Annotated in this window: 23 protein-coding genes; 15 read left to right on the top strand and 8 right to left on the bottom strand. The window is 43.8% G+C overall.

Annotation, left to right across the window (positions count from 1 at the left end; translation table 11 throughout):
• Nucleotides 1–106 precede the first annotated feature (106 nt).
• Both FN815_RS03940 and FN815_RS03945 read left to right on the top strand, forming a co-directional pair.
• Nucleotides 107–535 (top strand): putative toxin-antitoxin system toxin component, PIN family, encoded by a 429-nt coding sequence (locus FN815_RS03940; RefSeq protein WP_142453306.1) that lies wholly within the window; start codon nucleotides 107–109, stop codon nucleotides 533–535.
• Complete coding sequence (locus FN815_RS03945) at nucleotides 532–768, top strand: YlcI/YnfO family protein (protein ID WP_142453307.1); 237 nt, start codon at nucleotides 532–534, stop codon at nucleotides 766–768. The genes FN815_RS03940 and FN815_RS03945 overlap by 4 nt, the downstream gene beginning before the upstream one ends.
• Before the next feature lie 273 nt (nucleotides 769–1,041).
• Here the strand turns inward: FN815_RS03945 and FN815_RS03950 are convergent, their stop codons facing one another.
• Together FN815_RS03950 and FN815_RS03955 are read right to left on the bottom strand one after the other, a co-directional pair.
• Complete coding sequence (locus FN815_RS03950) at nucleotides 1,042–2,889, bottom strand: hypothetical protein (protein WP_142453308.1); 1,848 nt, start codon at nucleotides 2,887–2,889, stop codon at nucleotides 1,042–1,044.
• A 760-nt stretch (nucleotides 2,890–3,649) separates the two neighbouring features.
• Entirely contained in the window at nucleotides 3,650–5,293 is a 1,644-nt protein-coding gene (locus FN815_RS03955) for a hypothetical protein (protein WP_142453309.1), read from the bottom strand.
• A 335-nt stretch (nucleotides 5,294–5,628) separates the two neighbouring features.
• Between FN815_RS03955 and FN815_RS03960 the strand changes: the two genes are divergently transcribed.
• The 10 genes from FN815_RS03960 (at nucleotide 5,629) to FN815_RS04005 (ending at nucleotide 15,836) form a co-directional block, all read left to right on the top strand.
• Complete coding sequence (locus FN815_RS03960; protein ID WP_142453310.1) at nucleotides 5,629–7,428, top strand: hypothetical protein; 1,800 nt, start codon at nucleotides 5,629–5,631, stop codon at nucleotides 7,426–7,428.
• Between the two features lie 273 nt (nucleotides 7,429–7,701).
• Nucleotides 7,702–8,835 carry a multicopper oxidase domain-containing protein gene (locus tag FN815_RS03965; RefSeq protein WP_142453311.1) on the top strand — a complete coding sequence of 378 codons (1,134 nt, stop codon included), beginning with the start codon at nucleotides 7,702–7,704 and terminating at the stop codon, nucleotides 8,833–8,835.
• Nucleotides 8,836–8,959: 124 nt separating this feature from the next.
• Entirely contained in the window at nucleotides 8,960–9,775 is an 816-nt protein-coding gene (locus tag FN815_RS03970) for a formylglycine-generating enzyme family protein (protein ID WP_142453312.1), read from the top strand.
• Nucleotides 9,772–10,386, top strand: a complete 615-nt coding sequence (locus FN815_RS03975; RefSeq protein WP_142453313.1) for an SCO family protein — start codon at nucleotides 9,772–9,774, stop codon at nucleotides 10,384–10,386. The genes FN815_RS03970 and FN815_RS03975 overlap by 4 nt, the downstream gene beginning before the upstream one ends.
• A 61-nt stretch (nucleotides 10,387–10,447) precedes the next feature.
• Nucleotides 10,448–10,909 (top strand): cupredoxin domain-containing protein, encoded by a 462-nt coding sequence (locus FN815_RS03980; RefSeq protein ID WP_142453314.1) that lies wholly within the window; start codon nucleotides 10,448–10,450, stop codon nucleotides 10,907–10,909.
• Between the two features lie 168 nt (nucleotides 10,910–11,077).
• Nucleotides 11,078–11,599 carry an exosortase X gene (xrtX, locus tag FN815_RS03985; RefSeq protein WP_142453315.1) on the top strand — a complete coding sequence of 174 codons (522 nt, stop codon included), beginning with the start codon at nucleotides 11,078–11,080 and terminating at the stop codon, nucleotides 11,597–11,599.
• 83 nt (nucleotides 11,600–11,682) lie between these two features.
• Complete coding sequence (locus FN815_RS03990; RefSeq protein WP_142453316.1) at nucleotides 11,683–12,606, top strand: aminotransferase class IV; 924 nt, start codon at nucleotides 11,683–11,685, stop codon at nucleotides 12,604–12,606.
• A gap of 16 nt (nucleotides 12,607–12,622) precedes the next feature.
• Complete coding sequence (locus FN815_RS03995) at nucleotides 12,623–13,351, top strand: sulfotransferase-like domain-containing protein (RefSeq protein WP_142453317.1); 729 nt, start codon at nucleotides 12,623–12,625, stop codon at nucleotides 13,349–13,351.
• A 162-nt stretch (nucleotides 13,352–13,513) separates the two neighbouring features.
• Nucleotides 13,514–14,779, top strand: coding sequence for a carbohydrate porin (locus FN815_RS04000; RefSeq protein ID WP_142453318.1), 1,266 nt, complete (start codon nucleotides 13,514–13,516; stop codon nucleotides 14,777–14,779).
• A gap of 37 nt (nucleotides 14,780–14,816) precedes the next feature.
• Nucleotides 14,817–15,836 carry a porin gene (locus FN815_RS04005; RefSeq protein ID WP_185957151.1) on the top strand — a complete coding sequence of 340 codons (1,020 nt, stop codon included), beginning with the start codon at nucleotides 14,817–14,819 and terminating at the stop codon, nucleotides 15,834–15,836.
• 125 nt (nucleotides 15,837–15,961) lie between these two features.
• Here FN815_RS04005 and lgt read toward each other — a convergent pair whose 3' ends face one another.
• Complete coding sequence (gene lgt, locus FN815_RS04010) at nucleotides 15,962–16,786, bottom strand: prolipoprotein diacylglyceryl transferase (RefSeq protein WP_142453320.1); 825 nt, start codon at nucleotides 16,784–16,786, stop codon at nucleotides 15,962–15,964.
• A 133-nt stretch (nucleotides 16,787–16,919) separates the two neighbouring features.
• On the opposite strand from lgt, the gene FN815_RS04015 reads away from it, so the two are divergent.
• Nucleotides 16,920–17,630 (top strand): protein-L-isoaspartate(D-aspartate) O-methyltransferase, encoded by a 711-nt coding sequence (locus FN815_RS04015; protein WP_142453321.1) that lies wholly within the window; start codon nucleotides 16,920–16,922, stop codon nucleotides 17,628–17,630.
• Complete coding sequence (locus tag FN815_RS04020) at nucleotides 17,630–18,760, top strand: DUF368 domain-containing protein (RefSeq protein WP_246075141.1); 1,131 nt, start codon at nucleotides 17,630–17,632, stop codon at nucleotides 18,758–18,760. Before FN815_RS04015 ends, FN815_RS04020 begins: the two co-directional genes overlap by 1 nt.
• Nucleotides 18,761–18,949: 189 nt before the next feature.
• Here the strand turns inward: FN815_RS04020 and FN815_RS04025 are convergent, their stop codons facing one another.
• Nucleotides 18,950–19,684 carry a M48 family metallopeptidase gene (locus FN815_RS04025; protein WP_185957152.1) on the bottom strand — a complete coding sequence of 245 codons (735 nt, stop codon included), beginning with the start codon at nucleotides 19,682–19,684 and terminating at the stop codon, nucleotides 18,950–18,952.
• A 208-nt stretch (nucleotides 19,685–19,892) separates the two neighbouring features.
• On the opposite strand from FN815_RS04025, the gene FN815_RS04030 reads away from it, so the two are divergent.
• On the top strand, nucleotides 19,893–20,831 hold the full coding sequence (locus tag FN815_RS04030; protein ID WP_142453324.1) for a mechanosensitive ion channel family protein: 939 nt from the start codon (nucleotides 19,893–19,895) through the stop codon (nucleotides 20,829–20,831).
• Nucleotides 20,832–20,938: 107 nt separating this feature from the next.
• On the opposite strand, the gene FN815_RS04035 is transcribed toward FN815_RS04030, so the two are convergent.
• The 4 genes from FN815_RS04035 to FN815_RS04050 all read right to left on the bottom strand — a co-directional run bounded on the left by FN815_RS04035 (nucleotide 20,939) and on the right by FN815_RS04050 (nucleotide 25,727).
• Nucleotides 20,939–22,165 (bottom strand): hypothetical protein, encoded by a 1,227-nt coding sequence (locus FN815_RS04035; protein WP_142453325.1) that lies wholly within the window; start codon nucleotides 22,163–22,165, stop codon nucleotides 20,939–20,941.
• A gap of 179 nt (nucleotides 22,166–22,344) precedes the next feature.
• Nucleotides 22,345–24,591 carry a S9 family peptidase gene (locus FN815_RS04040; protein ID WP_142453326.1) on the bottom strand — a complete coding sequence of 749 codons (2,247 nt, stop codon included), beginning with the start codon at nucleotides 24,589–24,591 and terminating at the stop codon, nucleotides 22,345–22,347.
• A 262-nt stretch (nucleotides 24,592–24,853) separates the two neighbouring features.
• A complete protein-coding gene (locus FN815_RS04045; RefSeq protein WP_142453327.1) occupies nucleotides 24,854–25,147 on the bottom strand; it encodes a hypothetical protein in 294 nt (97 codons plus the stop codon).
• Nucleotides 25,140–25,727, bottom strand: a complete 588-nt coding sequence (locus tag FN815_RS04050) for a hypothetical protein (protein ID WP_142453328.1) — start codon at nucleotides 25,725–25,727, stop codon at nucleotides 25,140–25,142. Before FN815_RS04050 ends, FN815_RS04045 begins: the two co-directional genes overlap by 8 nt.
• Between the last annotated feature and the right edge of the window lie 350 nt (nucleotides 25,728–26,077).

The following is a 26,077-nucleotide window of genomic DNA, read 5'->3' on the forward strand; positions in this document are numbered from 1 at the left end:
ATTGAAGGATCCAAAGCTCAAAAATAAAGAAGAGAAGTCTCCATTACTCCCTAATTAGGCGACTAAAATTATTTGTTCTTTTTTTTGGTATTGTATATAATACCATATGTCAGTCCACCAGATCGTACTAGATACGAACATTATCTATTCGGCACTCCGCTCAAAAAGAGGGGCGTCATACCGGTTAATGTCACTGCTGAATTCATCAAAGTTTGAATTCAACTTGTCGGTTCCATTAATCATAGAATATGAAGATGTATTGGTGAGAAAGATAGAGACTCTTAATTTTGATGCTTCACAGATATCTCAATTTTTAGATTATTTGTGTTTGATTGGAAATTGGCATGAGGTTTACTTTTTGTGGAGACCCGTTTTGAAGGATCCAAAAGATGATATGGTCCTTGAATTAGCGGTTAGGGCCAACTGCAAATATATTGTAACTTATAACAAAACTGATTTTCAGGGTGTTGATAAGTTTGGCGTCAAATTAGCAACGGCAAAAGAATTTCTTCAAATAATCGAGGAGCTACCATGAGTACATTAAGTGTTCGGTTACCTGAGTCATTACATAAGAAAATAAAGGAACTTGCCGAGCAAGAAGGTGTGTCTATGAATCAGTTTATCACATTGGCGGTTTCCGAGAAAATGTCTGCTTTATTAACGGTAGATTATCTTAAAGATCGTGCAGAGAAGGCCAGCAGGCAGCAATTTGATGAGATCATGAACCAAGTGCCTGATGTAGAACCCGAAGATTACGACAAGTTATAAGAGATTAAAGATTAAAAATTGAAGATTACAGATTCCGCTCCGTACCCATCTGACGGCTTGCTTTCTATTATGTAGCCCTAATCCTGCAGAGAGTCGTCTGATGGATCCAATTAAGCCCGGCTGCCTAAATTCAACCATCGGTCAGACGGACTTTGAGTTGTCAGAGCGGGAGTTTGGTGATTGCACTTTTGAGGGTGCGGGATGTGAATTAATGTTTAAATATCAACCGACTACTTTTCTGGTTGCTGGGCGTATATTTTACCCGGTTTCTCTCTATCGGTGGATGTCGGTGTCGAGGCCGAGGTTGCTGATCTTTACTTTTACGTTCGGGTCAGCAACAGCCATCTTGGCTTTTGCGGATTCTTCTGGGGCACGTTCTGGTTGGTAGTCCCACTGAGTTTCAATATAGGCCTTACTTCCATCTTCCACAATGACGACATCGTCATTGCCGTTAGTCACAGTGTCTGCCAGTGCTGCAGCATGAACAACTTCGATTTTGTAGTAGGTGCCATACTTGAACCAAGTTTTATTGAGTTCGTAGAATCGCACAACTTTCCAGCCCTCCAGTCCTTCATCAGGGATAATATCGGTGATGTTTACGTGATTAAGGTTGTCTCTACTGCTCCCGGTGTAAAAACGAATAGCGAACTCTTCACCAGTTTGTCTCTCTTCAACTCTTGCCATAAGTTCAACCGTGATAGATTGAGCTATTGTAATTGAAGGATTAAATTTACGCGGTGAGACAAGTTCTGTCTCTTGTTCTCCTGGTTTTCCAGATACAAATATTTTCTCTGTCCAACCATAGGAGGTCGAAGTTTTTCTTCGCATTAGCTCAACATCGTCATCAGGATCGTGGATCCCAGTTTTAGGATCTACACAACCTAGGTCATCCGCATCCACGCCATTGTAGAAGTCGTTATCCACACCGTCTGAACAGGCGGGAACATGACTAAGATCAAGCGTGATGTCACTATCTTTGTTACTAGATAGCTCGATAGACCCCTCAGCAACATTCAAGAAGTTGTCAGTATTGACACTGTGCTCGTGCCCGCTTTCGGGGAAGTACTGGACCCACACCGTGGCTTCCAGATTCTCTGGGCCGACTGGGTAGGTGACGGTGCTTGTGACACCTTCGCCGAGTTCTAGTTCTCTGGAATGCTGTATATCCATTGGCAGATTGCTCGTGTTTACCGAATCACCAATATTAGCCCAGACTGAGTCACCAATCTGCAGAATGTAGGCTGTGCGATCAACCTCGAATCCTGAGCTGAAATTCCAAACTTCAACATAATCATCATACCCAATGATTTTTGGTGTCACATGTACAGCCACCTTTTTCCGTGCAAGTGTTAGGGTGATTTCCTGATCTTGCGTGAGGGCAAGTGTGTCGCAGCTGGTTTTGTAGTAAGTGGCCTGACCACAAATAACAACTGACTCTTTACTGTAGGGTAAGACCTCACTACCACTTGCGTCATGGGATATGATTTGACCGTTAATAGAGAAGTTAACACCATCAAGTGGACCGTTGTCATCCGCAAGGATGTTGTAGGATAAAGCTACTTCATCTGGGTGATCCTTCTCCAGCCCCACCTCAACTGAACTACTATCTGAAAAAGTTATCTCTGTAACTGCAGAGACATACCCGCTCAGACTCGTTCGTACAGTAATGGTGGTATCAGCTGGGAAGGTGAGATCAACTTGACCTTCACCAAGCTTTTTGTTAGTAACATCATCTGTGTGAACAGCTGTATGAAGAATCTCATCACCATCTTTTGGTGTGAGTGTCTTTGTTACTGGCTTTGGTGGTTTTCTGGTTAGTAAAAATAACTCCTGTTTATTATGGTCAAATGTAACCACCTTGCCCTCAGTAATGTAACCGCTACGTGCAACCTTTATCGTTTCGGTTTTGTTCTTTTTGCGTTCAATGCTTGGTTGGGTAGCGTCTCTCGCTACAACCTCACCATCAATATAGACAGTAAGACTATCAAGCAGTGCGTTAGTTTGCGCATCAAGCGCGGTTACAGTTACTTGCTTCGTGTCGTTTTTGGGGTTAATGATATCGCAACCTACCGCAATGGTAAGCAGGATAATGTAAATCAACCCTCGTTTCAGTTGTGTCATTGCTAACCTCTCTTCTTTCTTTGGTTGATATTCTTTGTTTATTACTGTACCTCTACCGTTATTATTACCTATTTGAGTAGATTTGTCAAGTTAAGGTATGGGTTTGTGGGTTTGTCAAATAAATGGTGGACGTACGAGCGTACGTCCAGAAAAAGTATTTTGAAACTTTGCATGTCGCGAAGTTTCCATTTATTTGTCTGCCTACGTTGCGTTCGAATATAAATACAAGTGACCATGTCACTCACTACACTTGGCAGTCAAGTAAGTGTGTATTTTTTGAGAGTCTCTTGGCTCTCGCATCTACTTCGTAGATGTTTATCTATTTGTCTCCCGGCGCTGCGCTGTGAGCTAGCTTGCTAGCGAGGAAGTACTCTTGGGGTGCGTTCGAATATAAATACAAGTGTTTATGTCGCTCACTCCGCTTGAAGAGTGGATTTATCAATCCACCTACCAGCGCCTTGTTCAAGAATAGGGGAAGTGCCCCTCAAGGATAAGCTTGAGACGTGCTCTAAACAAAACAGAGGTTCGACCTGTGTGCTTGTTGTTAGGTAATGCAATAGAAATCCCGCACTTTTGGGTGCGGGATTTGATTTATGTATTAAGTGAGTGTCGGATAACTTTTAAAGTATTTTAAAAGTACCGTTACACGAACTTATGTCCGAATCTTGTCATTGGTATGACGAGATTCATGGACGAATGAATATTAAATATCAACCGACTGCTTTTGGTTGTTGGGCGTGTATTTTTACCCGGTTTCTCTCTATCGGCGGATGTCGGTTTTGGGGCCGACATCGCTGATCGTTACGTCTACATCTAGATCGGCGGCAGTTGCTCCAATAACTACTTTTGCTTTGGGGACATGTTCTGGCTGATAATCTAGTTTAATTGCCAGGTAGTCCTCGAGATTCGCTTCGTAGAAAACCACATCATCGTTACCGTCAGTGGTTATACCAGCAAGATTTGCAGCGTGAACTGCGATAATCTTGTAATATGTTCCGTTGGCGAACGACTCTTTGGTCAGATCATGGATCTGGACAATTCGCCAGCCGTCCAGTCCATCATCAGGGATAATGCTGCTAGTGAAGGACTTTACAAGGTTGTCTTGGCTTGGTCCGGTATGTAGCTCTATCGCAAAATCCTCGCCAGTTTGGCTTCCTTCCGCAAAAGTAGTGAACTCAATTGTGAAAGACTGGGCGATTTTTGCTACATGATCTAGGCTTCTGACAGGTAGAAGTCTCACTCGTTGTTCTTCTTGTTTTCCTGACACAAGATGTGTATCTTCCGAGAGAATGTAATGAGTATGAGTGCGAGTTCGCATTAACTCAACATCGTTCTCTGGATCATGGATTCCAGTCTCAGGATCAATGCAGCCTGGATCGGCTGTGTCAATGCCGTCATAGAAGTCATTATCTATACCGTCTGAACAGGCCGGAATGTGATCGAGGTTCAATGTAATGTTGCTATCAGTGTCGCCAGAAAGCTTGATAGAGCCCTCGGCAACATTAAGGTAAGCATTGTCACTATACTCGTGCCCTTCCTTGGGAAAGTACTGCACCCACAAACGAACTTCTAGCTCTTCTGGTCCAGCCGGATAAGTAATAGTACTTTCAACGCCTTCACCAAGCTCCAACTCTCTGGAAGTGCTGGGTATGTCTACTGGCAGATCGGCAATCTTTACCTCGCGGCCAATCTCGGTCCAGGTTGAGTCACCGATTTGCAGAACATAGACAGTGCTTTTTCGCACGTATCCAGGTCTGGTTGGTGTACCGTTACCAGTATCCCAACTTTCTGAATAATCAGTATACCCAACTACCTCTGGTGTAATGGCAATCCTTACCCGCTTTCTCTCTAGCTTGAGCTCCACATTGCGGTTCTCGATGAGAGAGGCGAGCGTGTCGCAACTGGCTTCATAATACGCAGCCGTTGCACATACAGTCACTGTCTCGCGACTAGAGGGAAGTGCAATGCTTCCATCACTGTCTCTGGCTACCACTTCATCGTTTACCAGTAGTTCGACATTGTCGAGGGTGCCGGTATCGTTGGCGATGATTGCGTATGAGAGCGTGACTTTATCCGGTGCTTGCCGGACAAGCGGGATTCGTATCGGTTTGTCGGCATTAATCTTTACTTCCTTTGTCTCGGCAATGTAGCCATTGCGGACAATCTTTATCGTTACGGTTGTACCCTTGTTTTTCGTCAGGGTATAGGTACTAACATTCTCCTTTACCAGCTTGCCATTGATATAGATGGCGAGACTGTCAAGGGGTTCGTTAGTTTGCGCGTCCAGCGCGGTGATTGTTATCGTATTACTGGGACCGTCTGACCCAAGCAATCCACAACTGCCCATAACAAAGCCCATAATCAAGAAAAGCAGTACTAAAATATATCCCCGTGAAGCATGCATGAGTTGTAGCATTTATAGGCCAACATTTTGGAATGGTTTAATATAGCTAAATGCCTTCTGGATTTCAATAACTTCCCACTTAATAAAGCTTCCTTCCTACCCACCTGACGGCTGCCATGAAGTTTCGTACTTTTAATCCTGCAGAGAATCGTCTGACAAATTTTTCGTACTTGTTAAGAGAATAAACTTCTAAACCGCATTGTTTTAAAAGGCTCATCTTCACAATGCATTCACATCCTTATGTTAATATCCGCTAACATGATAATTGTGTTCCGAAAAATTCGGACCAAGAAACAAACAATGAGGCGGACGTTAGCTGTCTGTAAAATAATCCTATGTCAACATCACTTCATTCTTTTTCTATTCCTGTTATGGGAACAGGACACTCTATCGATTCTCCCATACGCGTAGCACCTTATGGCATCAATTCAGTGATGTCTGTAGTAGATGACCTTCTGGTAGAAAAAATCCGCAAATATTATTGCCAAGAATTTGATCTACCTTACAAGAATATACCTCGCTCGGCTGAAGATGGACGGGCTAAACGAATCACGGCATATCTTGATACCGTGCATGACATTGTTCATCAGAAATTCGAAGATATAAAAGCCCAGCCCTTTCTTAAGGACAATGAGAAAGCCAAGTATTTTAGAATGCTTCCGGATGAAAATCCCCTGAAGAAGTTATGGTCTAATATGCAAGAGTCGGCTGATTCTTCCATGCTGGATGATGCCAAAAAAATGCTGAATGACTGGATGAAGCCAGGTTCTATTGATGTAAATATTATGGCCAAGGTGGATAAGTTAAACTTGTCTAAATCAGGTAAACCCCTGAGTGCTGAATTTAGCGATGCCAGTGCTGCCCTGCGTGGATATGCCAATAGTAAACTTTCTTCCAGCTTGATTTTATCAGCAGGCTTTAACCCAAGATTATATAATTATCTGGCTGATTTTAAAGATTTTTACCGGGATGCATCCGGGGATATCAAAAAGAAAATTATTCTGAAAGTAAGTGATTTCCGTTCGGCTTTAATTCAGGGGAAATACCTTGCTAAAAAAGGATTGGAAGTTTTTGAATATCGTATTGAGTCGGGACTGAACTGCGGAGGCCATGCTTTTGCTTCTGACGGTTACTTGTTGCCCGCTTTGTTAAAAGAATTTCGGGAGAAGAAAGATCAGCTTACCACGGCGGTAGAGCCCTTGGTTGTCAAGTTTTATGAAGACGAAAAAGAAGGCTTTGACAGCGATTGGGAAATAACTGAGCCTCGTATTACGGTACAGGGTGGTATCGGCACTAATGGTGAGATGCAGCGCCTGTTGAAAGATTTTGAAATGGATAATACCGGCTGGGGCAGTCCCTTTTTGTTGGTTCCTGAAGCAACTACGGTAGATCTAACTACCCGAAAGCTATTGGAAAATGCCAAAGAAGAAGATTTATACCTGAGCGGAGTTTCACCGCTGGGAGTGCCTTTTAATAATGTTAGAAACTCCGGTTCCAAAAAGTGGCACCAGGAGCGAATAGAAAAAGGGAAACCGGGTTCGCCTTGCCCTAAAGGATTTCTGGAAACCAACACCGAGTTTACGGAAAACCCCATTTGCACCGCATCCACCCAATACCAGTTGTTGAAGTTAGACCAGATTAACAGTGCAGACTATGATGATGCCAAGAAAGAGCGCCTTAAAACCAAGGTGTTGGATAAAGCTTGTCTGTGTGATCATCTTGCGAACGGAGCCTTAATTCAACTTGGTATGATAAAGGAAAGCCGGGCACCTCAGGCCATCTGTCCTGGACCAAATATTGCCTGGTTTGACGGTGAATACACGCTTGAAGAAATGGTGAACCATATTTATGGACGTGGTGAATCGCTGGTTAATGCTGAGCGTCCTCATATGTTTGCTAAAGAAATGTGTATGTATGTGGATTACCTGCAGGATTTAGTAGATGAAACAGAAGGCGATCCGAATGAAGACCGGAAGCTTACCCGTTTCCGTAAGAACCTGGAAGAGGGTATGGATTACTGCTTGGAAATTTCCAAGTCAGAAGCCTATGCCGGAGAGAATCTAGCTTCTATTGGGCAAACGGTTAAAGAACAACGAAAACGACTGGAAACCATTTTTGGCCTGCAACCCGCCTGATGGTTTCATTCTGTGAATCTGAAAGAGCTTAATCACTCTGCCAATAAAAAACCGGGAAGTCCTGCTTTCCGGTTTTTTTGTTCAACGATATCTATCAATACATCTTCGTCCTAACGCGGAGCGTGTGGAACGAGGGAAAATAGTGGGTCGAAATTATTTAAGACAAATTCATCTTAAATTCACAATGTATGTTTAGGTTGAATCTAACCAATAAATGATGACTTATTTAAGACAAAATAGTCTTAAAACTTTAACTAAATAAACCCTAATACTATGAAACGCGCAATATCAAAAATTACCCTCTTGGTCGGAATGGTTTTATTTGGAATGAGTTCGATGTTATCGGCTCAAACCGAAGAGTATACTCTGGATGGAATGACATTCGGGATGCCAGAAGCTGAAGTTTATACGGAAGATTACAACGGTTCTCCCGTTGTGGGCGAATACATCACCCAACTTCCGAATCTTGCCCCGCTGGATTACGAAGGCAACAAACATCACGAAGTTCGCATCGATATCATCGTACAAGAAATTGAAGTGGCTGAAGGCGTTCGCTACCAAGCCTGGACCTTCGGCGGAACCGTGCCCGGTCCCGTACTTCACGTGAAGGAAGGCGACCGTATTACCTTTGTCATGAAAAATCGTTCGGATGAGGAAGTAACCATTACCGAGCCGAATAAAGGCGGTTCCCCCTTTATGCAACAAGTGGCTAACAATACTTATCAGAAAAATAAGTCAGCCATCATGCCTATGCCGCACTCTATGGATTTCCATGCCGGAACGGTAGCTAAAGATGACAAGTGGAGAACCATTGGACCCGGTGAAACTATCAAGTTTGACTGGATTGCCAACTATGCAGGTTCTTACATCTATCACTGCGGAACTCCCAGTGTTCTTATGCACACTGCAATGGGGCAGCATGGGGTAGTAGTGGTATCGCCTAAAGATGGCTACGACACTGGATATGAAGTAGACCGAGAGTATGTGGTAGTACAAAGTGAATACTACCTGACCAAAGGTCCTGGCGAGTTGTATCAATATGATTTTGAGGCCGCTTCTGCCAATAATCCTTCTCACGTAGTTTTTAACGGTCACCAAACCATACTGCACGACCAACCGCTGAAAGCAAATGCCGGCGAGCGAGTGCGCTTTCACGTAAGTAACAATGGTCCAAGTGGTACATCCAGTTTCCACGTGATTGGCGGTATCTTCGACCGTGTATGGCTGGAAGGACATCCATTTAATGAAATGAGGGGAATGCAAACCGTACTGCTTGGTGCCTCCAGCTCTGCAACCATCGATATGATTGTACCTGAAGAAGGCAAGTACATCCTGATTGACCATGAGTTTGTGGATGCTGAAAAAGGCGCAACCGGTACACTAAAAGCTGGACCTCGTAAGAAATAACCCATGCAGAGCGAATAGTCTGCCCGCTCAGTTAAACTGGCAGATCATTTGAGATACTGAGAGAAGTAAATTACGCAGGGGCGAGATGAATTTCGCTCCTGCTCTCTTTTAACAAATTAACGCTATGAGATCTCTGTACAACATATCACTTTATTCAATGCTGCTCTTGGGGATGATAGCGGTGGAATTATCAGAAACAGTGAACGCACAGCAAACACCCCGCAAACTGGTACCAGCAGGCTCTTATCACTCTGTACTGCCTGAAGTAGTTGGCGAACCGGTACAAGTTGATTCTTTTTATATGGATGAAACAGTGGTTACTAACGAGCAATATGTTAAGTTTTTAGAAGAACATCCGGAATGGAGACGATCTGAAATTCCCCCGGTGTTTACCAATGATGGTTATTTGAGAGAGTGGGATTCAGATCTTAATCCTGGTTACGAAAATCTGGGTATGAACCGACCGGTGACCCGGGTTTCCTGGTTTGCAGCCAATGCTTATTGTGCAGCACAAGGCGGACGTTTGCCAACCTTAAATGAATGGGAATACTCAGCCCAGTTGTTGGAATTTGCCAATGAGGCAGAAGCCAATAAATTCAGTAGCAAACTTATCAGCTGGTATTCAGGGATTGATGTAAACAACCTGCCTGAGGTCGGTTCCACCCAAATAGAAACCACAGCAGGTGTTAAAGACCAGTTTGGCTTGATCATGGAGTGGGTGGATGACTTCAAACCTATCATCGCCGACGAACTTTCGCTGGATTGCGGTACCGTAGGGCGTATGCAAACTTTAGGTAGCGTGTACAGTTACGCTGCTTCAATCCGCTATATCACGCGGATGAGTTTTAATGCTAAAATTACTACAGGCATGGTTGGCTTCCGTTGTGCTTTTGACCAGCCGGCTCCTGCCTCTCAAAACACACAGGTTGAAACGCTATGAGAGCTTTTATAACATTTACGTTGGTTTTTTGGGGGATTTTTTCTCTGAATACCTTTGCACAGCATGACCATCACGAACACAAAAAAGAAGCTTTATCGGCAGGAGAGGTACACCCGGGACACTCGCTCTATCATCTGGATGCTGAGTTTACGAATCATCGAAATGAGACCGTGCAGCTTGGGGATTTCAAGGGCGAACCGGTAATCGTTGTCATGTTTTATGGCAACTGCACGCAGGTGTGCCCTATTCTTATACAGGATACCTGGCGCTTGTATAGTTCACTTGATGAAGCAACACAGCAAAAAGTTAGTGTGCTGGCCGTGTCCTTTGATACGGAGAATGATACGCCAGCCGTCTTGAAGGAATATGCTGAATATGAGCAGCTAAATTTACCTCAGTGGCACTTCATCACTGGAAAGCATACCGATATCCGGATGCTGGCAACCATGCTGGGTGTTAAGTATCAAAAAAACAGTGACGGACATTTTGCGCACTCTAACCTGGTCACTGTACTAGATACAGAAGGTAAAATTGCGAATCGTACGGAAGGTTTGAATCAGCCCACGGAAGAGGCCGCATCAGTTATTGAAAAGATGCTTCGTAATCTGTGATAATAGTTAAGTTGCATTCACTATAAAAAGGTGGCTTTATTAAGCAACAAAGGTCTGGATCATGCTAAAATACTATCTGGTTTTACTATTGATGATCTTAAGTGTTAACGCTTATGCTATTCCCTCCGACACCGTTTCTGTGACCGTGTGGGGAACCGGGGAAGATGCGCGCTTTGAACCCGCGGTGGTTCAGGTTCAACCAGGAGATGTGATTCGTTTTGAGGTAAAGGAGGGCTTACACACGGTGACTGCTTACCATCCCGAAAACCGGCGCCCGCAGCGTATTCCGGAGGATGCTGCAGCTTTCAACTCTGGAATGTTGCAGACTGGCCAAACATGGTTTTTGAAGCTCAACACGGCAGGTATGTACGACTATTTTTGCCTGCCGCATGAACGAATGGGGCATTTGGGAAGAATCTTTGTGGGACCCATAGAAAATATCTCAGGTTATCCGGTTGGTCGCATTCCGGCATCTGCCTTGATAATGTTAGACAAGGCAACTCAAGATCTGATTAACCCATAAACCAATCAATTCTCGGAATTGGTTTTATTCTTCCTAAAGCATTATTGCATTTTTAGAATGAATATTAAATCATCATAAAAAAGAAGCCCTGCAATTCTGAAGTGTTCTTAAAATTGTGTTTCTTATCTGCAACTGACTAAAACCTATAAAGCTTTATCAACGGTTGCTATGAATACGCCCATTGGCCGCTTTATTGCTAAAGCGCTCGCTTTTTTTATCGCCTGGTATGTACTTTATGAGTTATGGCTGCTGCCCGATGGTCGTGTAGACAGGTGGCTTTCTTTGAATATTATTGCCACCGGGGGTGGTCTGCTACAGTGGCTGGGCTTCGATGCATATACTGTCAATCGCATCATTGGTATCGGTGAGTCGCCCGGTATAAAAATAGTTGATGGCTGTAACGGGATTGCTGCTATGGGCCTATTCATCGGGTTTATCCTGGCTTATCCCGGAGATTGGAAAAAAAGAGCGGCTTATGTGGTTGTCGGTGTTGGGGTAATTTACCTGGTAAACATTGTCCGAATAATGATATTAGCGGTTACACAATTGTACTGGCCCACTTTCTTTGATTTTACCCATGACTACTCCACCACGGCTATATTCTATATCGTGATTTTTATTTTGTGGATGATATGGGTGAATTATAGTGATACAGAATTCAAAGATCGCTCACCAAAAACAGCTAGCTAGCGAAAGTGGTTAGTAAAAAAATCTTATGCTGAAGCTCCATTTTATGAGTATTGAGAGGAAAATGTTATGTTCTCTCAAAAATCATGGTCCACGGCACACACAACGCAGTTGAAGATCCCCGAAACGAAGACGTTCTCGTCTATGTAAATGGAGAACTACTACCCCGGAATGATGCCAAAATTTCGGTATTTGATAGCGGGTACTTAGTAGGTGATGGCGTATGGGAAGGGCTTAGGCTGCACGGAGGCGTGTTGGTTTTTTGGGACGAACACCTTGACCGTTTGTTCCAGGGAGCCAAAGCCATTGGGATGGATCTGAAAATGAGCCGCCATCAAATCAGGGAAGTCGTTTGGAAAACCCTGGATGCAAATGATATGAAAGACGGGGTGCATGTACGCGTGATGTTTACCCGTGGGATTAAGAAAACGCCCTCTCAAGATCCCCGTTTAACCGTGTCAGGGCCCAATTTGGTTATCATCGCGGAATATAAACAAGCTGATCCGGAGAGCCGGAACCGGGGTGTTAAATTGCACACCAGCAGCGTACGCAGAGGGTCTCCCGATTACCTGGATCCTAGGCTCAATTGCCATAGCAAAATTCACGAAGTACAAGCGTTGATCCAAGCCCTGGAAGCCGGCGCAGATGAAGCCCTGATGCTGGATGTTAACGGCTTTGTGTCTACCTGTAATGCTACCAACTTTTTTATGGTTAAAAATGGGGAAGTGTGGACATCAACCGGACAATATTGCATGAATGGCATCACTCGGGCTAAAGTGATAGATTTGTGCCTTCAAGAAAAAATCCCTTGTTTTGAGAAGAATTTTTCACTGTATGACGTCTATAGTGCCGATGAGGCCTTTGTTACCGGTAGTTTTGGAGGGATTACCCCGGTTACAGAGATAGATGGCCGGGTTATCAGCACATCAGTTCCCGGAAACATGGCACAACGTTTGCAGGAACTATACACGCAGGCCGTTGAGAATGCTGTAGCGAGGTCTAAAATTTGAAACTGAAATAAATATAATGCTAAAAACAAGAAGAATCTGTTTGTGGAGTGGTCCACGTAATATTTCAACTGCACTAATGTATGCGTTTGCACAACGCGATGATACCACAGTTGTGGATGAACCCTTATATGGGCATTACCTTAGCAAAACAGACGCAAAAGAATATCATCCCAGTGCGGATGAGGTAATGGAATCTCAGGAAACGGATGGGCAGAAAGTCATTGATGAAGTGATACTGGGAGATTACGAAACACCGATCGCTTTTTTCAAAAATATGAGCCATCATCTGGTTGATTTGAACTGGAGTTTTCTGGAAGAAACAACCAATGTAATACTTACCCGGCCCCCGCGAGATATGCTACCTTCTTATATAAAGCATATCGAAAATCCAACGATGGAAGATCTGGGTTATGCCAAACATCTTGAAATCGTGGAATACTTAAAAACGGTAGGTAAAAAACCCAAGATTGTAGATGCAAAGAATATTTTGCAGTACCCACAGTCTCGGCTCCGTGAACTTTGCGGCTCCCTGGGAATTCCATTTGATGAAGCTATGCTGAAATGGCCAGCCGGTCCCCGTAAAGAGGATGGTGTGTGGGCAAAACACTGGTACCACAATGTACATCGCTCTACGGGCTTCAGAAAGTATCAGGCTAACAAAGATCCTTTCCCTGAAGAGCTGGAAGATTTACTGGAAGAATGCCAGGAAGCTTATGAGAAATTGTTAGAGCATGCCGGTGACTAAAACCGGGTGATAATGTTGTAGCAATATCACACATTTAAACTACTGACAGCTAAAGCACCATTGAAACGGTGTGCTGATATCCTGCGTTTAGAAATCCAATGCTCGTTGGCTAAAGTCAATTTGAGGTCGGAATAGAAAATCGGAAATAAGTACAGCTCTAAGATGGATGTTAGGAAACATGGGCACATTTTAATTATTTGTGCCCTTTTTTTTTCGTGGACACAGAATTGTAACGCTCAAGCTTCGGGCTCGCCCCCAGGTTCTGATAATCCTTTTAGTTTAAGTGCCACTTACATTGGTGATTTATTTGGCAACGTAGCTGGCGGAGAAGAACAGGGCATACGTTATTTCGACAACATCGACATTAATCTGGAAGTAGACCTTGAGAAGCTGGGCAGTCCGGTTCTGTCAGGTACAACCGTGTATGCATACGGTTTGGGAAATCAGGGTGGCAGCATTTCAGAATTGGCTGGTGATGTGCAGGGAGTCAGCAATATTGAGGCAGAAACGTCCTGGAGATTGTACGAAGTTTGGGCACAGAAAAAGTTTTTCTTACTCAACAGTTCACTGCTTATGGGATTATATGATATCAATTCTGAATTCAATTATCTGCAAAGCAGTCAGCTTTTCTTAAACAGCTCGCACGGTTTAGACCCTACCATTGCGTTGAGTGGTACTTTGGGCCCGTCCACCTTTCCTCATACCTCGATGGGTGCCCGCTTAAAACTGAATCCATGGCGGGGATTGGTTTGGCAGGCAGCCTTATTGGATGGGGTGCCTTCTGATCCGGGCAATACCAGGGGTACTAAGATTAAATTCAGGGAAGATGACGGATTATTTCTGATAACAGAGCTGAGCTTACACTCGGTAGATCAGGATAAATTACATCTCAGGGGACAAAAAAGGCGTCTTTCAAACTACCTGGGACGCGAGGTGGATGCCGATAACAGCATTGGAATAGGCGGGTGGATGTACACCGACAAGCGGGATAGCTGGAGACCAAATGGGCAGAAAAACTACGAATATGGAATTTATGCTTTAGGAGAATACAAATTTGCCGATAAGGATAATCAGTGGCCGGAAGCACACTTCTTCAGCCGGGTTGGAATGAGTAATCCCTCGGTAAGCGAGTTGTCTTTTTTTGGCGGAGGCGGAGTAGCCCTTTCAGGAGTTCTTCAGTCAAATAAAAAAGATGTAGTTGGTTTTGCTGTGGCTTATACCCAAAGCAGTACCAATTATCGCGAACAAGTGTTGATTAGTGGTCAGACGCCAGAGATGGCCGAAACAAATTATGAATGGACTTACAGGTTTCAGCTTCATCCATATATTCAACTACAAGCGGATGTACAGTATGTAGTCAATCCCGGCTTTGACGCCGAATTGTCAAATGCATGGATATTCGGACTGCGGAACATCATTTCATTCTAACAAAAAAATTGAATTGGAATACAAATTACGATACGTCATGAATAACTTTCTAAAAATATTTCTAACTGTTTTCTGTATAGCAGGAATAGCTTCAGCTGATTTAAAGGCACAGCAATCCTCAGAAAACGAACTTATTAATGAGCTGCGCAAAATGGTTAAGAGTGAGGCTTTTAATATAAGTTCACTTATTATGGCTCGTTCCACTATCGACTTTGACAGCGATGGAACACGTAGAATGACAGTTCCTCAAGCTCGTCTGAAAGTAACAGGAAAGCTGGATGGTGGATTTAGTTACAACCTTCATTTTGATGCAGCAGACAACAGCATTTTGCTGGATGCTATCATTGGATATAAAATTAGCGATGGCGCAAACTTCACTGTAGGTGCACAAAAACCAGGCATCAGTTACGAATTTTTGACGGGGCCGCACAAAATCGACTTCGTAAGTCGTAGCCAGGTTGTTACCGCATTGACTCAGAACCGCGATATTGGTGCAAAACTTAGCGGTGATCTCAATGATAACTTCAATTACAGTGTTGGTATTTTTAACGGTAATTCGCTGAATAGCAATGACAATAATAAATTTTACTATGCTGGCCGCCTTGGCTTTAGCTCCGATGAAGGTACACTGGTAGGTGGCGTGAATGCCGCTTTTGGTGATAAAAACGGCACTTCAATCACAGGAAAAGTACTGCCAGCTATTGATGGCGAACGAGTAATCTACGGTGGTGACCTTCGCTTTGAAAACAGCCAGGTAATTTTGGCGACAGAAGTGTTAGGAGCCAGCCTGGAGTACGCCGGTATTCCTGACAAAGACAATGTTTTTGGCTTCCATGTAACAGGTGGTTACAAGTTTTCTGAAAAAGTAGAAATGCTGGCTCGTTATGAGCAATTCAACTCTGATGTGCTTTCCAGTGTAGAAACTGAACGTGCCGTGATCGGGTATACTCATTATCCTACAGGACAAACAGCATTCAGAATTAACTACTTATTGCCCCTGGATGATTCCGCTTTTGAGAATCACGGACTGGCTCTCAATTACCAAATTTCGTTCTAAACCAACGAAACATTCATAGCATAACTTACAATAGTAGTTATATATCATAGTTAGTTGTTAGCATAAAGAAGCCCCGGTTAATGCCGGGGCTTTTTCATTTTCTCTAAATGAGCTTCGCTCACTATTCAGGAGTCTTTTTGTTGCCAGTCAACCTTTTTGGTAACAATATAAAGTCCTATTAATACCAGCGGGATACTCAATAACTGTCCCATATTAACGGGCCATGCGGCTGCGAAATCAGCTTGTGGTATTTTGGTGTATTCCAGAAAGAAACGGCCACTAAATAACAGGATAAGAAACATCCCAAAAAGAGAGCCTTCCGGTGGATGCGCTTTATATTTTTTGTAGATGGTCCAAAGTACGGCAAAAACCAGCAGGCACAGTATAGCTTCGTACAGCATGGTAGGGTGACGGGGTACCATCCCGGCTTGTCCCGGTAAATTGGTGAAGATTATACCCCAGGGAGCATCGGTAACGTGTCCATAAATTTCAGAATTAAAGAAATTACCGGTGCGTATAAAGGCCCCACCTACAGCGGTCGGTATCACGACGCGATCGGCGAGCCACCAAAAGGTCATGCCGGGAGCTTTCTTGGCCTGGTAATACATAGCCACGATAATACCCACAGCGGCGCCATGACTGGCAAGCCCGCCTTTCCATACGGCCAGCACTTCGTCTAAATTCCGCAGGTAGTAGCTTGGATCATAAAAAATAACATGTCCAAGGCGAGCACCTATTACCGTACCAACCAGTATCCAAGTTAAAATGCTTTCCATCTCTTCAGGTTTACGACCTGCATCTTTCCACATTTTTACCCCAAACAGGTAACCGGAAACAAAAGCCCCGGCAAACATGAGTCCATACCAGCGGGGGGCGAGAGGCCCTAACGAAAATATTTCAGGATCGATCCCCCAAGAGAGGTTTTCAAGAAGTGCTAAAGCTGTAATCATAAAAATTGTTGGTGAGTATTCGCAGGGAAAATAAGAAGCTGTCTATGATAAAAAAATTTCTTTACTACTTGTGAACAAGCGCGTAATAGTTTTCAAAAAGAGAAACAAATTATCGCCTCATTTTTTCAGCCAAATGCCTATACTTGCATCAGAATGCATTTCGATAATCAAGCATAGAAAACACAATACATTGAATCAGGAACGAAGATTTTTGAGGCCGCGCAGGCAACTGGTTGAGCAGTTGCGAAAAAAAGGCATTGAAGATGAGCGTGTTTTACAGGCTATTGGGAAAATACCGAGACATAAACTCATTGACACCGCCCTGCACAGCAAAGCTTACGATGATACCGCTTTGCCGATTGGCATGGGCCAAACCATTTCTCAGCCATTTACTGTAGCCGCCCAAACTGAACTTCTTAATATTGAAAAAGGTGAAAAGGTTTTGGAGATTGGTACCGGCTCCGGCTATCAATGTATGGTTTTATGCGAACTGGGGGCTGAGGTCTACAGCGTTGAACGCCATAAGGAATTATATTTCAAGGCCAAAGAGGCTTTACGGGAATTTGGCTACAAAGCCATGCTAAAGTCAGGCGACGGAACCCTTGGGTGGTCGGCTTATGCGCCCTATGATGGTATCGTAGTTACTGCAGGAGCGCCTGTGGTACCTGATGACCTGGTACAACAATTAAGTATTGGCGGGCGACTTGTAATCCCCGTTGGAAATGATGAAAGCCAGATGATGCTGCGCATCAGACGAACGGCCGAAAATGAATACGAACGCGAAGAATTTTCTAATTTTAAATTTGTGCCATTGATTGGTGAAAAAGGATGGGGAGAGGGGTAGTGACTGAAGAAACTCCTGAATCACCCAAAGACACAACCTCATTTAAAGAAGCTCCCTTTTTGGCCCTAAAAGGCTTTTTAATGGGGTCGGCGGATATCGTACCCGGCGTTAGCGGAGGCACGATGGCTTTAATTGTAGGCATCTACGAACGCTTGCTAAATGCCATTAAAAGTGTAAATGGCCGGTTTCTGAAACTGTTCTTCACTTTTAAATGGAAACAGGCTTTTGGTGAACTTCACCTGTTGTTCCTGGTGAGCTTGTTTGCGGGTATTTTTGCAGCGCTTGGATTTTTTACTAAGATAGTACCGTTGCAGATATACATGTTTACCTATCCAGAAATAGTCTTCGGGCTGTTCTTTGGGTTGATACTCGGCTCCATTTACATTTTGATAAAGGCCTTAGAGCGGTTCACAAAAACAGAAATGCTAATGCTTGTTCTGGGGATGGCTTTCGGAATATGGATCGTATCCTTGGTTCCGGCAGATACTCCTGAACATCCGGCATTTGTATTCCTCAGTGGTTGTATTGCCATTTGCGCAATGATCCTGCCGGGAATTTCCGGTTCTTACCTGTTGCTTATCATGCGCAAATATGATTATCTGTTAAGCCAGATTGGTAAACTCGGTGGCGTAGAGACGGTTGACGGGCTGCTTGGTCTGTTACCCTTTATGGTAGGAGCTGTGGTCGGCTTGGCCGCATTCTCCCGTTTTCTGTCGTGGTTGCTGGGGCGCTATCATGCCCAAACCATTGCCGTACTCATTGGCTTTTTGATTGGGTCTCTGTATGTGATCTGGCCCTATCAGCACAGAGAATATGTGGAGCAAGTTCGGGAAACCGAAGTGTTGTATATGACCGAACCCAGGGTGCAGGAGTTGATGGAAAATCCTCCCAATACCAACCTGCCAGAGTTTGAACGTCTGGGAGAAGTCTTCAATGAAGAATCCACCTTTGATGAAATGAAGCAGGTGGAAATTGAAACGGTCAAAAAGAAACTGATTCACACCGAGCCCTATGTACCCGGCTGGCTGGGCGACAAAACCGGCGATGATCCCAATGTTTGGGGAGGTGTGTTGGGTATTTTGGTAGGCATGATCATGGTGGGCGGACTGGAACGGCTGCGGAAGTACTAATAAGTTCTTGATCGACTAACAAAAGTGTTTTTATAAACCTCTGGCTGTCATTTCGCGGCGTAGGCCCGAAATCTAATTGATCTATAAATTTCAACGTAGGTCTACTGGCAATAATAAGATTCCTGCTTCCGCAGGAATGACTTCTATCGGGTTTTGCAGATATTCAAAAAAGTTATAATGGTTGTTTAATCAACAATTGCGGATCCGAAAACGCCCGTTTAATTCCACTTCAAGCTGCTTCCAATTGGGCAGGAATTTCTCCATAATTTGGTAGAAACGTTTGCTGTGCAAGCGCTCCAATAAATGTGTCATTTCGTGCACCACTACATATTCCAGCAGTTCAGGACTTTTCTTGGCTAATTCCAGGTTTAGCCAAATGCGTCGCTGCCTAATATTACAACTGCCCCAACGGGTCTTCATCTGCTTCACTCCAAACTCATTCACACGTACACCCATCGGCTTTTCCCATTTATTGATCAGTCCGGGGATTTGCTTCTTTAGTTCAGCCCGATACCATTCCGTAAGCACCCGTTCTTTCTTTTCAGCAGAACTTCCGGCAGGTACAGAAAGGTGTAGAGTGTCTGTCTCATGGTCAACCAATACTTCTTGAGATTGTTTGCTATGAACAATATTCAGTGTAAAAGCCCTGCCACTTACATAATGTGTCTCACCGTCTTCAAATGTTTTTGGGGTGATCTTTTTCTTAGCCGGTTTATCCAATAGTTTTTGTTTAATCCAGGAGTATTTCTGGGTGATAAAGCCTTCGGCATGTGCTAAAGTGGCTCGCCTGGGTATGGATAAACGAACCTGCTGTTTGGAAGGATAAACGCGCAAGTTTAGGTTTTTAACATTTTTGCGGCGTACTTCAACCTGAAGATCCTTTACGGCAATAGTATATTTGCTATATATTTTTCCTCGTGACAAGGCAGCTGATATAATGAATAGTTTGTAGGATTATAATCGATCAAAAGAGTAGGGGTAGAGCGGGAAGAATACAAATCTGAATAAGTAAAAAAGCGGGTGTTCTTAGATCAAAAAAATTATGGAATCTTTTTTCAGCTATTCCCCTTTATAAAGATATGAGCCTTAGGCACATACACTTAATCGCCAATAATAATCAATTTACACATACATGAATTTTGATCCGCAAAGTATTTATGAACTGATTTCAGGCAAGCTAGAAAACTGGATTACCACTGCCATAGAGATGCTGCCCAACCTGGTGATGGCATTATTAGTCATGCTATTATTTTATGTGCTGGCAAAGATCATCAGGAAGTTTACCGGGAAACTGCTTTCAAGGGTTACCGGCAATAAAACCGTTACCGCCCTCATTCAAACAGTATTGGCAGTGCTGGTGATTGGCATTGGGGTATTTTTTGCCCTAAGTATTTTAAATCTGGATGGCACAGTTACAAGCCTGTTGGCCGGTGCTGGTATCATAGGTCTGGCTTTAGGTTTTGCATTTCAGGATATCGCTGCCAATTTCATTTCAGGTATTCTGCTCTCCATTCGTCACCCTTTTGGAATTGGAGATATTATTGAAACCAACGATTATTTTGGAACCGTTCAGAAACTAAACCTGAGAAATACGGTCATTCGCACGGCTCAGGGACAAATTGTGTATGTACCTAATAAAGTGGTGTATGAAAACCCATTCACCAATTATACTAAAAATGGAGAGCGCCGAATCGATTTAGCTTGCGGTATCTCTTATGGTGATGATCTTGAAAAAGTTAAGAAAGTAGCCTTAGATGCTATTTCCAGTGTTGAACAGCGAGACCAGGATCGAGACGTAGAATTCTATTTCTATGAGTTTGGAGGCAGCTCAATCAACTTCTATGTACGGTTTTGGGTTGATTTTCATAAACATCCGGATTTTTGGAGCGCTCAAAGCGAAGCTATCATCAAACTGAAAAAGGCTTTTGATAACGAAGACATTATGATTCCATTCCCAATCAGAACACTGGATTTTGGAATTCGTGGTGGAGAAAAACTAAATACTATGCTGCCTGATACGAGTTCTGCGAATGGTTCAGAAGGCAATGCTGAAGGCGGTAGTGGAGAGTAAAACCCTAAAATCTATACGTTGATTTTACCCATCAAAAAAAGCTCCGGGAATTAACCGGAGCTTTTTCTTTACTATAATATTTTGAAATGGTTGGAACCTGATAAATCTTAGAATCGTGAATTAACCACGTTGTTATAAACCGAGCCAAAGTTGAATTCCAGCCCAAAGGAACCCCGATAGTTATAGGAAGTGGCTTGCTGCTTTAGGTTCAGGAGGCGTTCCTCTTCGGAAACCTCTCCGGCTGCAAGACTCAACTGGTCATTTATCACAGAATAGCGTCCGGAAAGAAAAACAGAGAGTCCACGCATTACGCGCATGTTGAGACGCAAGCCCATATTCACGCGGTTCAAGCTAAAGTCGTGCATGTAGTTGCCTGCATCCAGCCAGCCGTATATACCGCCCCAAGGTTGGGTGAAGTCGGTGCGAACACTGAGCTCCTGTCTCCACAAAAACTCTTCTTCCTCTTCATAAATGGTAGCTTCAGTATAGTCGTAGTGAGAGCCCAGCACGCCATAGCGGAAAGTGACTTCACGCCGGGTATGCTCGTGGTAGGGGAATAAACTGTATTCAATGGAGGGGGTAGCGCCGATACTTAAATCAATGTTATCCTGGGTGGAGGTTCGGATACGGGAATAGCTACCTATGGTCCAGTGATCACCAAGACTATGGGCCAACAAACCAAAAAAGCTTCTGTTTTCGGTGACATAGATATCAGTCTCTTTATTGCCTTCATCGTCTTTTGAATAAAATGTCTGCTTTTCATAGCTCTGATCGTATTCCAGCCGAATTTTCCAGTTTTCAGTGATACGCCGGGCGTCAAGACTACCGCCAACCCAAAGTTCTTCCTCTGATTGTTCGCCGCTGAAGTTAGTACTTGCCCCTATGCGGAAAATCCAGCTGTTCCAGGGGTCGGTTTCTTCAATTTCCTCCCCGGTATTCATTATCCCTGAGAAATTCACATTAAGCTCTGAAAGTACATCCCTATCCGCTAAAAAGTAAACGAGTCCAAGCTTCACATACTTTACCAGCCGGTTTCTCATCATGTCGTTTGTATCAGACTTTGGACTGATAAAAGTCATCTCCTGGGATTGCGTGTTCAGGGAATTCAACCCAATGAAGTTCAGGGTATGCTTCCAGCCGCCGCTGCCCGTTTGCTGCAGGGTAACCAATAGGTGCACTTCGGCGTCTGACTGATCTCGTACAAAATTGACGAAATTGACTTCTGAGCGTACGTAACTGTCGTTACAACCACGGCAATCCAGGTACACATTTATGGTTTCCCGGGATTGAGAACCAGCTGTTTGCGCTTGGGTAAAAACCGGTACCGTTAACATGAGTAAAATGAGCGAAAAAAAACGAGATGATATCAATGTCCTAAAGAATGCGGCTTTAAATTTAAGGGGCTAATTTAGCCAATATTATCGGTGCACTTTGCAAAAGTGTTAAAAAAAATTAATAACTATTAACAGATGGCCGCCAATTGATAACAGCCATCCGTCAAAGATACATCCGGTTATTGAAGATTTTTTAAATGCTCTTCCAGGTATTCGGTATAGGTTTTGTACAGCAGTACATAGCTCTCACGGTTGTAGGCCACCCCGTGAGCTCCAGGAGGATAGATTCGAAGGTCGGCATCTTTGCCGGCATCGGTGAGTGCCTTCACAAATTGCATGGTGTTTTGTACATGTACGTTTTCGTCCATGGATGAGTGTGCGATGAACATTTTGCCCTGAAGTTTGGGAGCGTGAGTGGTAGGGGCACTTTGGGCATAGCCTTCTTCATTGTTTTCCAGTAAGCCCATGTAGCGTTCGGTGTAGATAGTATCATACAAACGCCAGTCGGTTACCGGAGCGCCAACGATGGCCACCTGAAATACATTGGGATGCGTAAGTATAGAGAAGCTGCTCATATATCCGCCATAGCTGTGCCCGCGAATACCGATGCGGCTTTCATCAACCCATTCGTATTCTGAAGACAAGTATTTAGCTGTTTCTGCAAAATCGTGTGCTTCCCAATGCCCCAAATTCTTGTAGACAATCTTTTCAAAATCGCCGCCATAGCCACCGCTGCCACGGTTGTTTACATTGGCAATAACGTAGCCCTGCTGCGCCAGGTATTGCACCCAGCCACTACTTTCCCAGCTGTTATACACGCCTTGTGCCCCCGGGCCGCCATAAATATTCAATAACAGCGGATAGGATTGCGAGGGATCGAAGTCGATAGGTTTTACGATGGAGCCGTCTAACTCTTGTCCGTCTGAAGTGGTGAAGGTGAAAAGTTCTTTGGGCGCATACACATGTTGTTCTATGTATTTAGAAACCTCAGAGTTATCCACCAGTTTTTCTACCATTTCGCCGGTAGTGCTCCAAAGCTCAACCTGCCGCGGAGTATCCACACTGGAATAGCGATCGATGTACCAGGTGCCATTTTCATCCATATTGATGGAATGTGTACCGGTTTCCCGGGTGTGCTTTTGTTTATTGGAGCCATCAAACTTGATAGAATAAAGATGGCGCTCCAACGGACTTACTTCAGTAGAGGTGTAATAAATGTACTCTGAATTCGGGTTGATAGCGTGAATATTGGTCACTTCCCACTCGCCGTCAGTAACCTGGTTAGTCAGCTCTCCGGAGTAGTCGTAACGGTAGATGTGATTGTAGCCATCGCGCTCAGATACCCAGAAAAATTCTTCCAGGTTTTTAGGGAAGGTAAAATAGTGATTGATGCCTGCAAAAAAGTCAAATACATCAATCCAGCCATTTTCATTTTGCTCTTCCATGATGAGATCGCCTTCGCCGGATTGTACGTCAAAGAAATGCAGCTTGAGGTGATTCTGCGGACGATTCAACCAAACCGTAGCCAAAGTGCCGGGACGTGCGGTCCAGTAAAGGCGGGGGATGTATCCATCCTGTAAATCCAGATCCATCCATTCATTTTCGCCGCTTTCTACATTAACTACGCCAATCTTAATTTTTGGGTTGTCAGCACCTACTTTTGGATAAGGAATTTCTACATATTCAGGATAAGTCCCGGAGTAATCGGTAGACATAAACAGTTTTACATCACGCTCATCCGTTTGCCAATAGGCTATGTACTGGCTGTCGTGCGACCAGCTCCAGGCCTGGGCTAGCCCAAATTCTTCTTCATATACCCAGCCAAAACGACCGTTATAAAAATTCTTGGCGCCACTGTCTGTGAGCTGTGTTTCAGTTTCACTGTCTAAATCATACACATATAGATCTCCTTCCCGCTCATAGCCTACTTTGGAACCGTCGGGAGAGAGTTCAGCGGTCATGGCATCTTTAACCAGCACATTTAGCTCACCGGATTCTACCTCGTAATAGTAGTAATCAGAAATGCCCGAACGCCGGTAAATAGGCCGGAAATTTGATTGGAACACGATAAAGCGGGAGTCATCGGTCCACTGAAAAGAATCATATTGGAATGTTTCATCGGTTCCCGGCGTGTTGAAATCAGAAGTGGAAAAAATGAGTTCGTCCTCGCCGGATGCGGGATCATATGACCGGATTTCCGATGCATTGGTATCAGAATTGCGCTGGGTGTAGGAATACTGCTGTCCGCCGTTGATCCAAACCACATTTGAAGGTCCACTTTCGCCGCTCAGGTTGCCGCTGTTGAAGAGAGCTTCCTGAATATTGGCATATCGTGTTTTATCCTGGGCGTTTGCCGGTATGCTTAATGCGAGAGCCAAAAAACATACAAACAGGGAAAAAAGGGGGCGCAATCGGGAGGTATCCATAGTATGAAGCATTAATTTGAATAAATATGATTGTGAGTGCTGGCAGAAGATAATAACTATGATGTTTCCATATTATTGGTAAACAGATATTAACAAAAGTGAGTCAGCTATAAGATTAAAATTTAACCCTATAACTGATCAAGTAAAGTGAAACTAGCTTTGTTTAAGGAGCAGCTGAATGATTTACCCAAGTTCACATTAAGTGCATGGGCTTCAATAATATGGGCAATTTAACGGATGGAATTCCATTCATTTTTGATGTCTAACCAAGTCCAAGACGTCCTTTAATAAACCCATAGACTTTATTAAAGGCATCTACGCGTTTGTTTTGTGCCTGAGTTGCATCTGTGGCTGCTTCAATATTAGCCTCAATGTCATTCTTTTCAGGCAGAGAAATGGTTTCCAGTTTTTCTTTAATGTCGGAAAGAGTCATTCCTTGGATTTGCATCTTCAGTTGCCCGATTTTGCTCTCATTCAAAGTTTTCTGCAAAGGTGGCAGCCCCTCAAGTGCCTGTTCCAGTTCTTCAATTTTTTCGTCCAATTCTTGCTTAGTCATTTGTTACCCCTAATGATTCTATAGTTTGATTGAGTTGATTGAGCCCGTTCGTGAGTGTTGGAATCCTATTGTTCATTTGTTGTACCAAGGCTTCAATACCCGGCAGGTTCAGCACATCATTAACGACGGCTTCTCCAGCTTTTTCAGACTGGATGTAGGCATCCAAAGCAACATGTACTTGCTTGAGCTGTTTGAGATATTCCTGCAGTTCTTGCGACTGTTCCCGGATAGTGGCCAGATCTTCAAGCAGCTTGATTTTGTTCCGGTTAGCCGTTTCCATGGATGCGGCGTATTGGGTGAGGGCCTGGCTGACTTCTTCCGCACTAAGTGTTTCATCAGCCAGTAGAGTGGAAAAGCGCTCGGTATCTTCTTTGGCTAGTTGGTCTATGCGTTCTGTTGCTTGCAAAACTAACTTTTCAGAAGCCAATACCAGTGCTTCCGATTGAATGGCAGTAGCCTCAATAGCGGCATCCAGGTAATCGTTTTGCTTCACGGAGAGTTTTTTGACCTGATAAGGCGTTCCACAGGCCGATAGGGTAATAAGGAGAATCAAAAATCCCCCGATAGTTTTTGTATTCATTTGTACACCTCGTAATATTATTTATTGGAATGGGATAGTAGTACCTCTCAATTTTTTAAAATCCCGAAAATATAATTCCAATGTACTATTCCTGAACAAATCATAAAAGTCAGGATTGTGCAGTATAATTTGCCGGTGAATCAGGTCTATTTATTGGCCCCAACCGAGAGTTTAAAATCCTGCACTTTGCGTGCAGCACGTTAGTATTGCGAAGAAATCTAATGCTAAAGTCATGGAGTCATTCTGAGGGTACTCCCGAAGAACCTTAGCCAGAAAATGATTACCAACCTGCCATTGTCAAAAGTGCTTGGGCTAATGTAAATAACGTTCAGTAAATTAGTTGAATAAGC

The organism is Gracilimonas mengyeensis (assembly GCF_900182705.1).
GTDB classification, from domain to species: Bacteria; Bacteroidota; Rhodothermia; order Balneolales; family Balneolaceae; genus Gracilimonas; species Gracilimonas mengyeensis.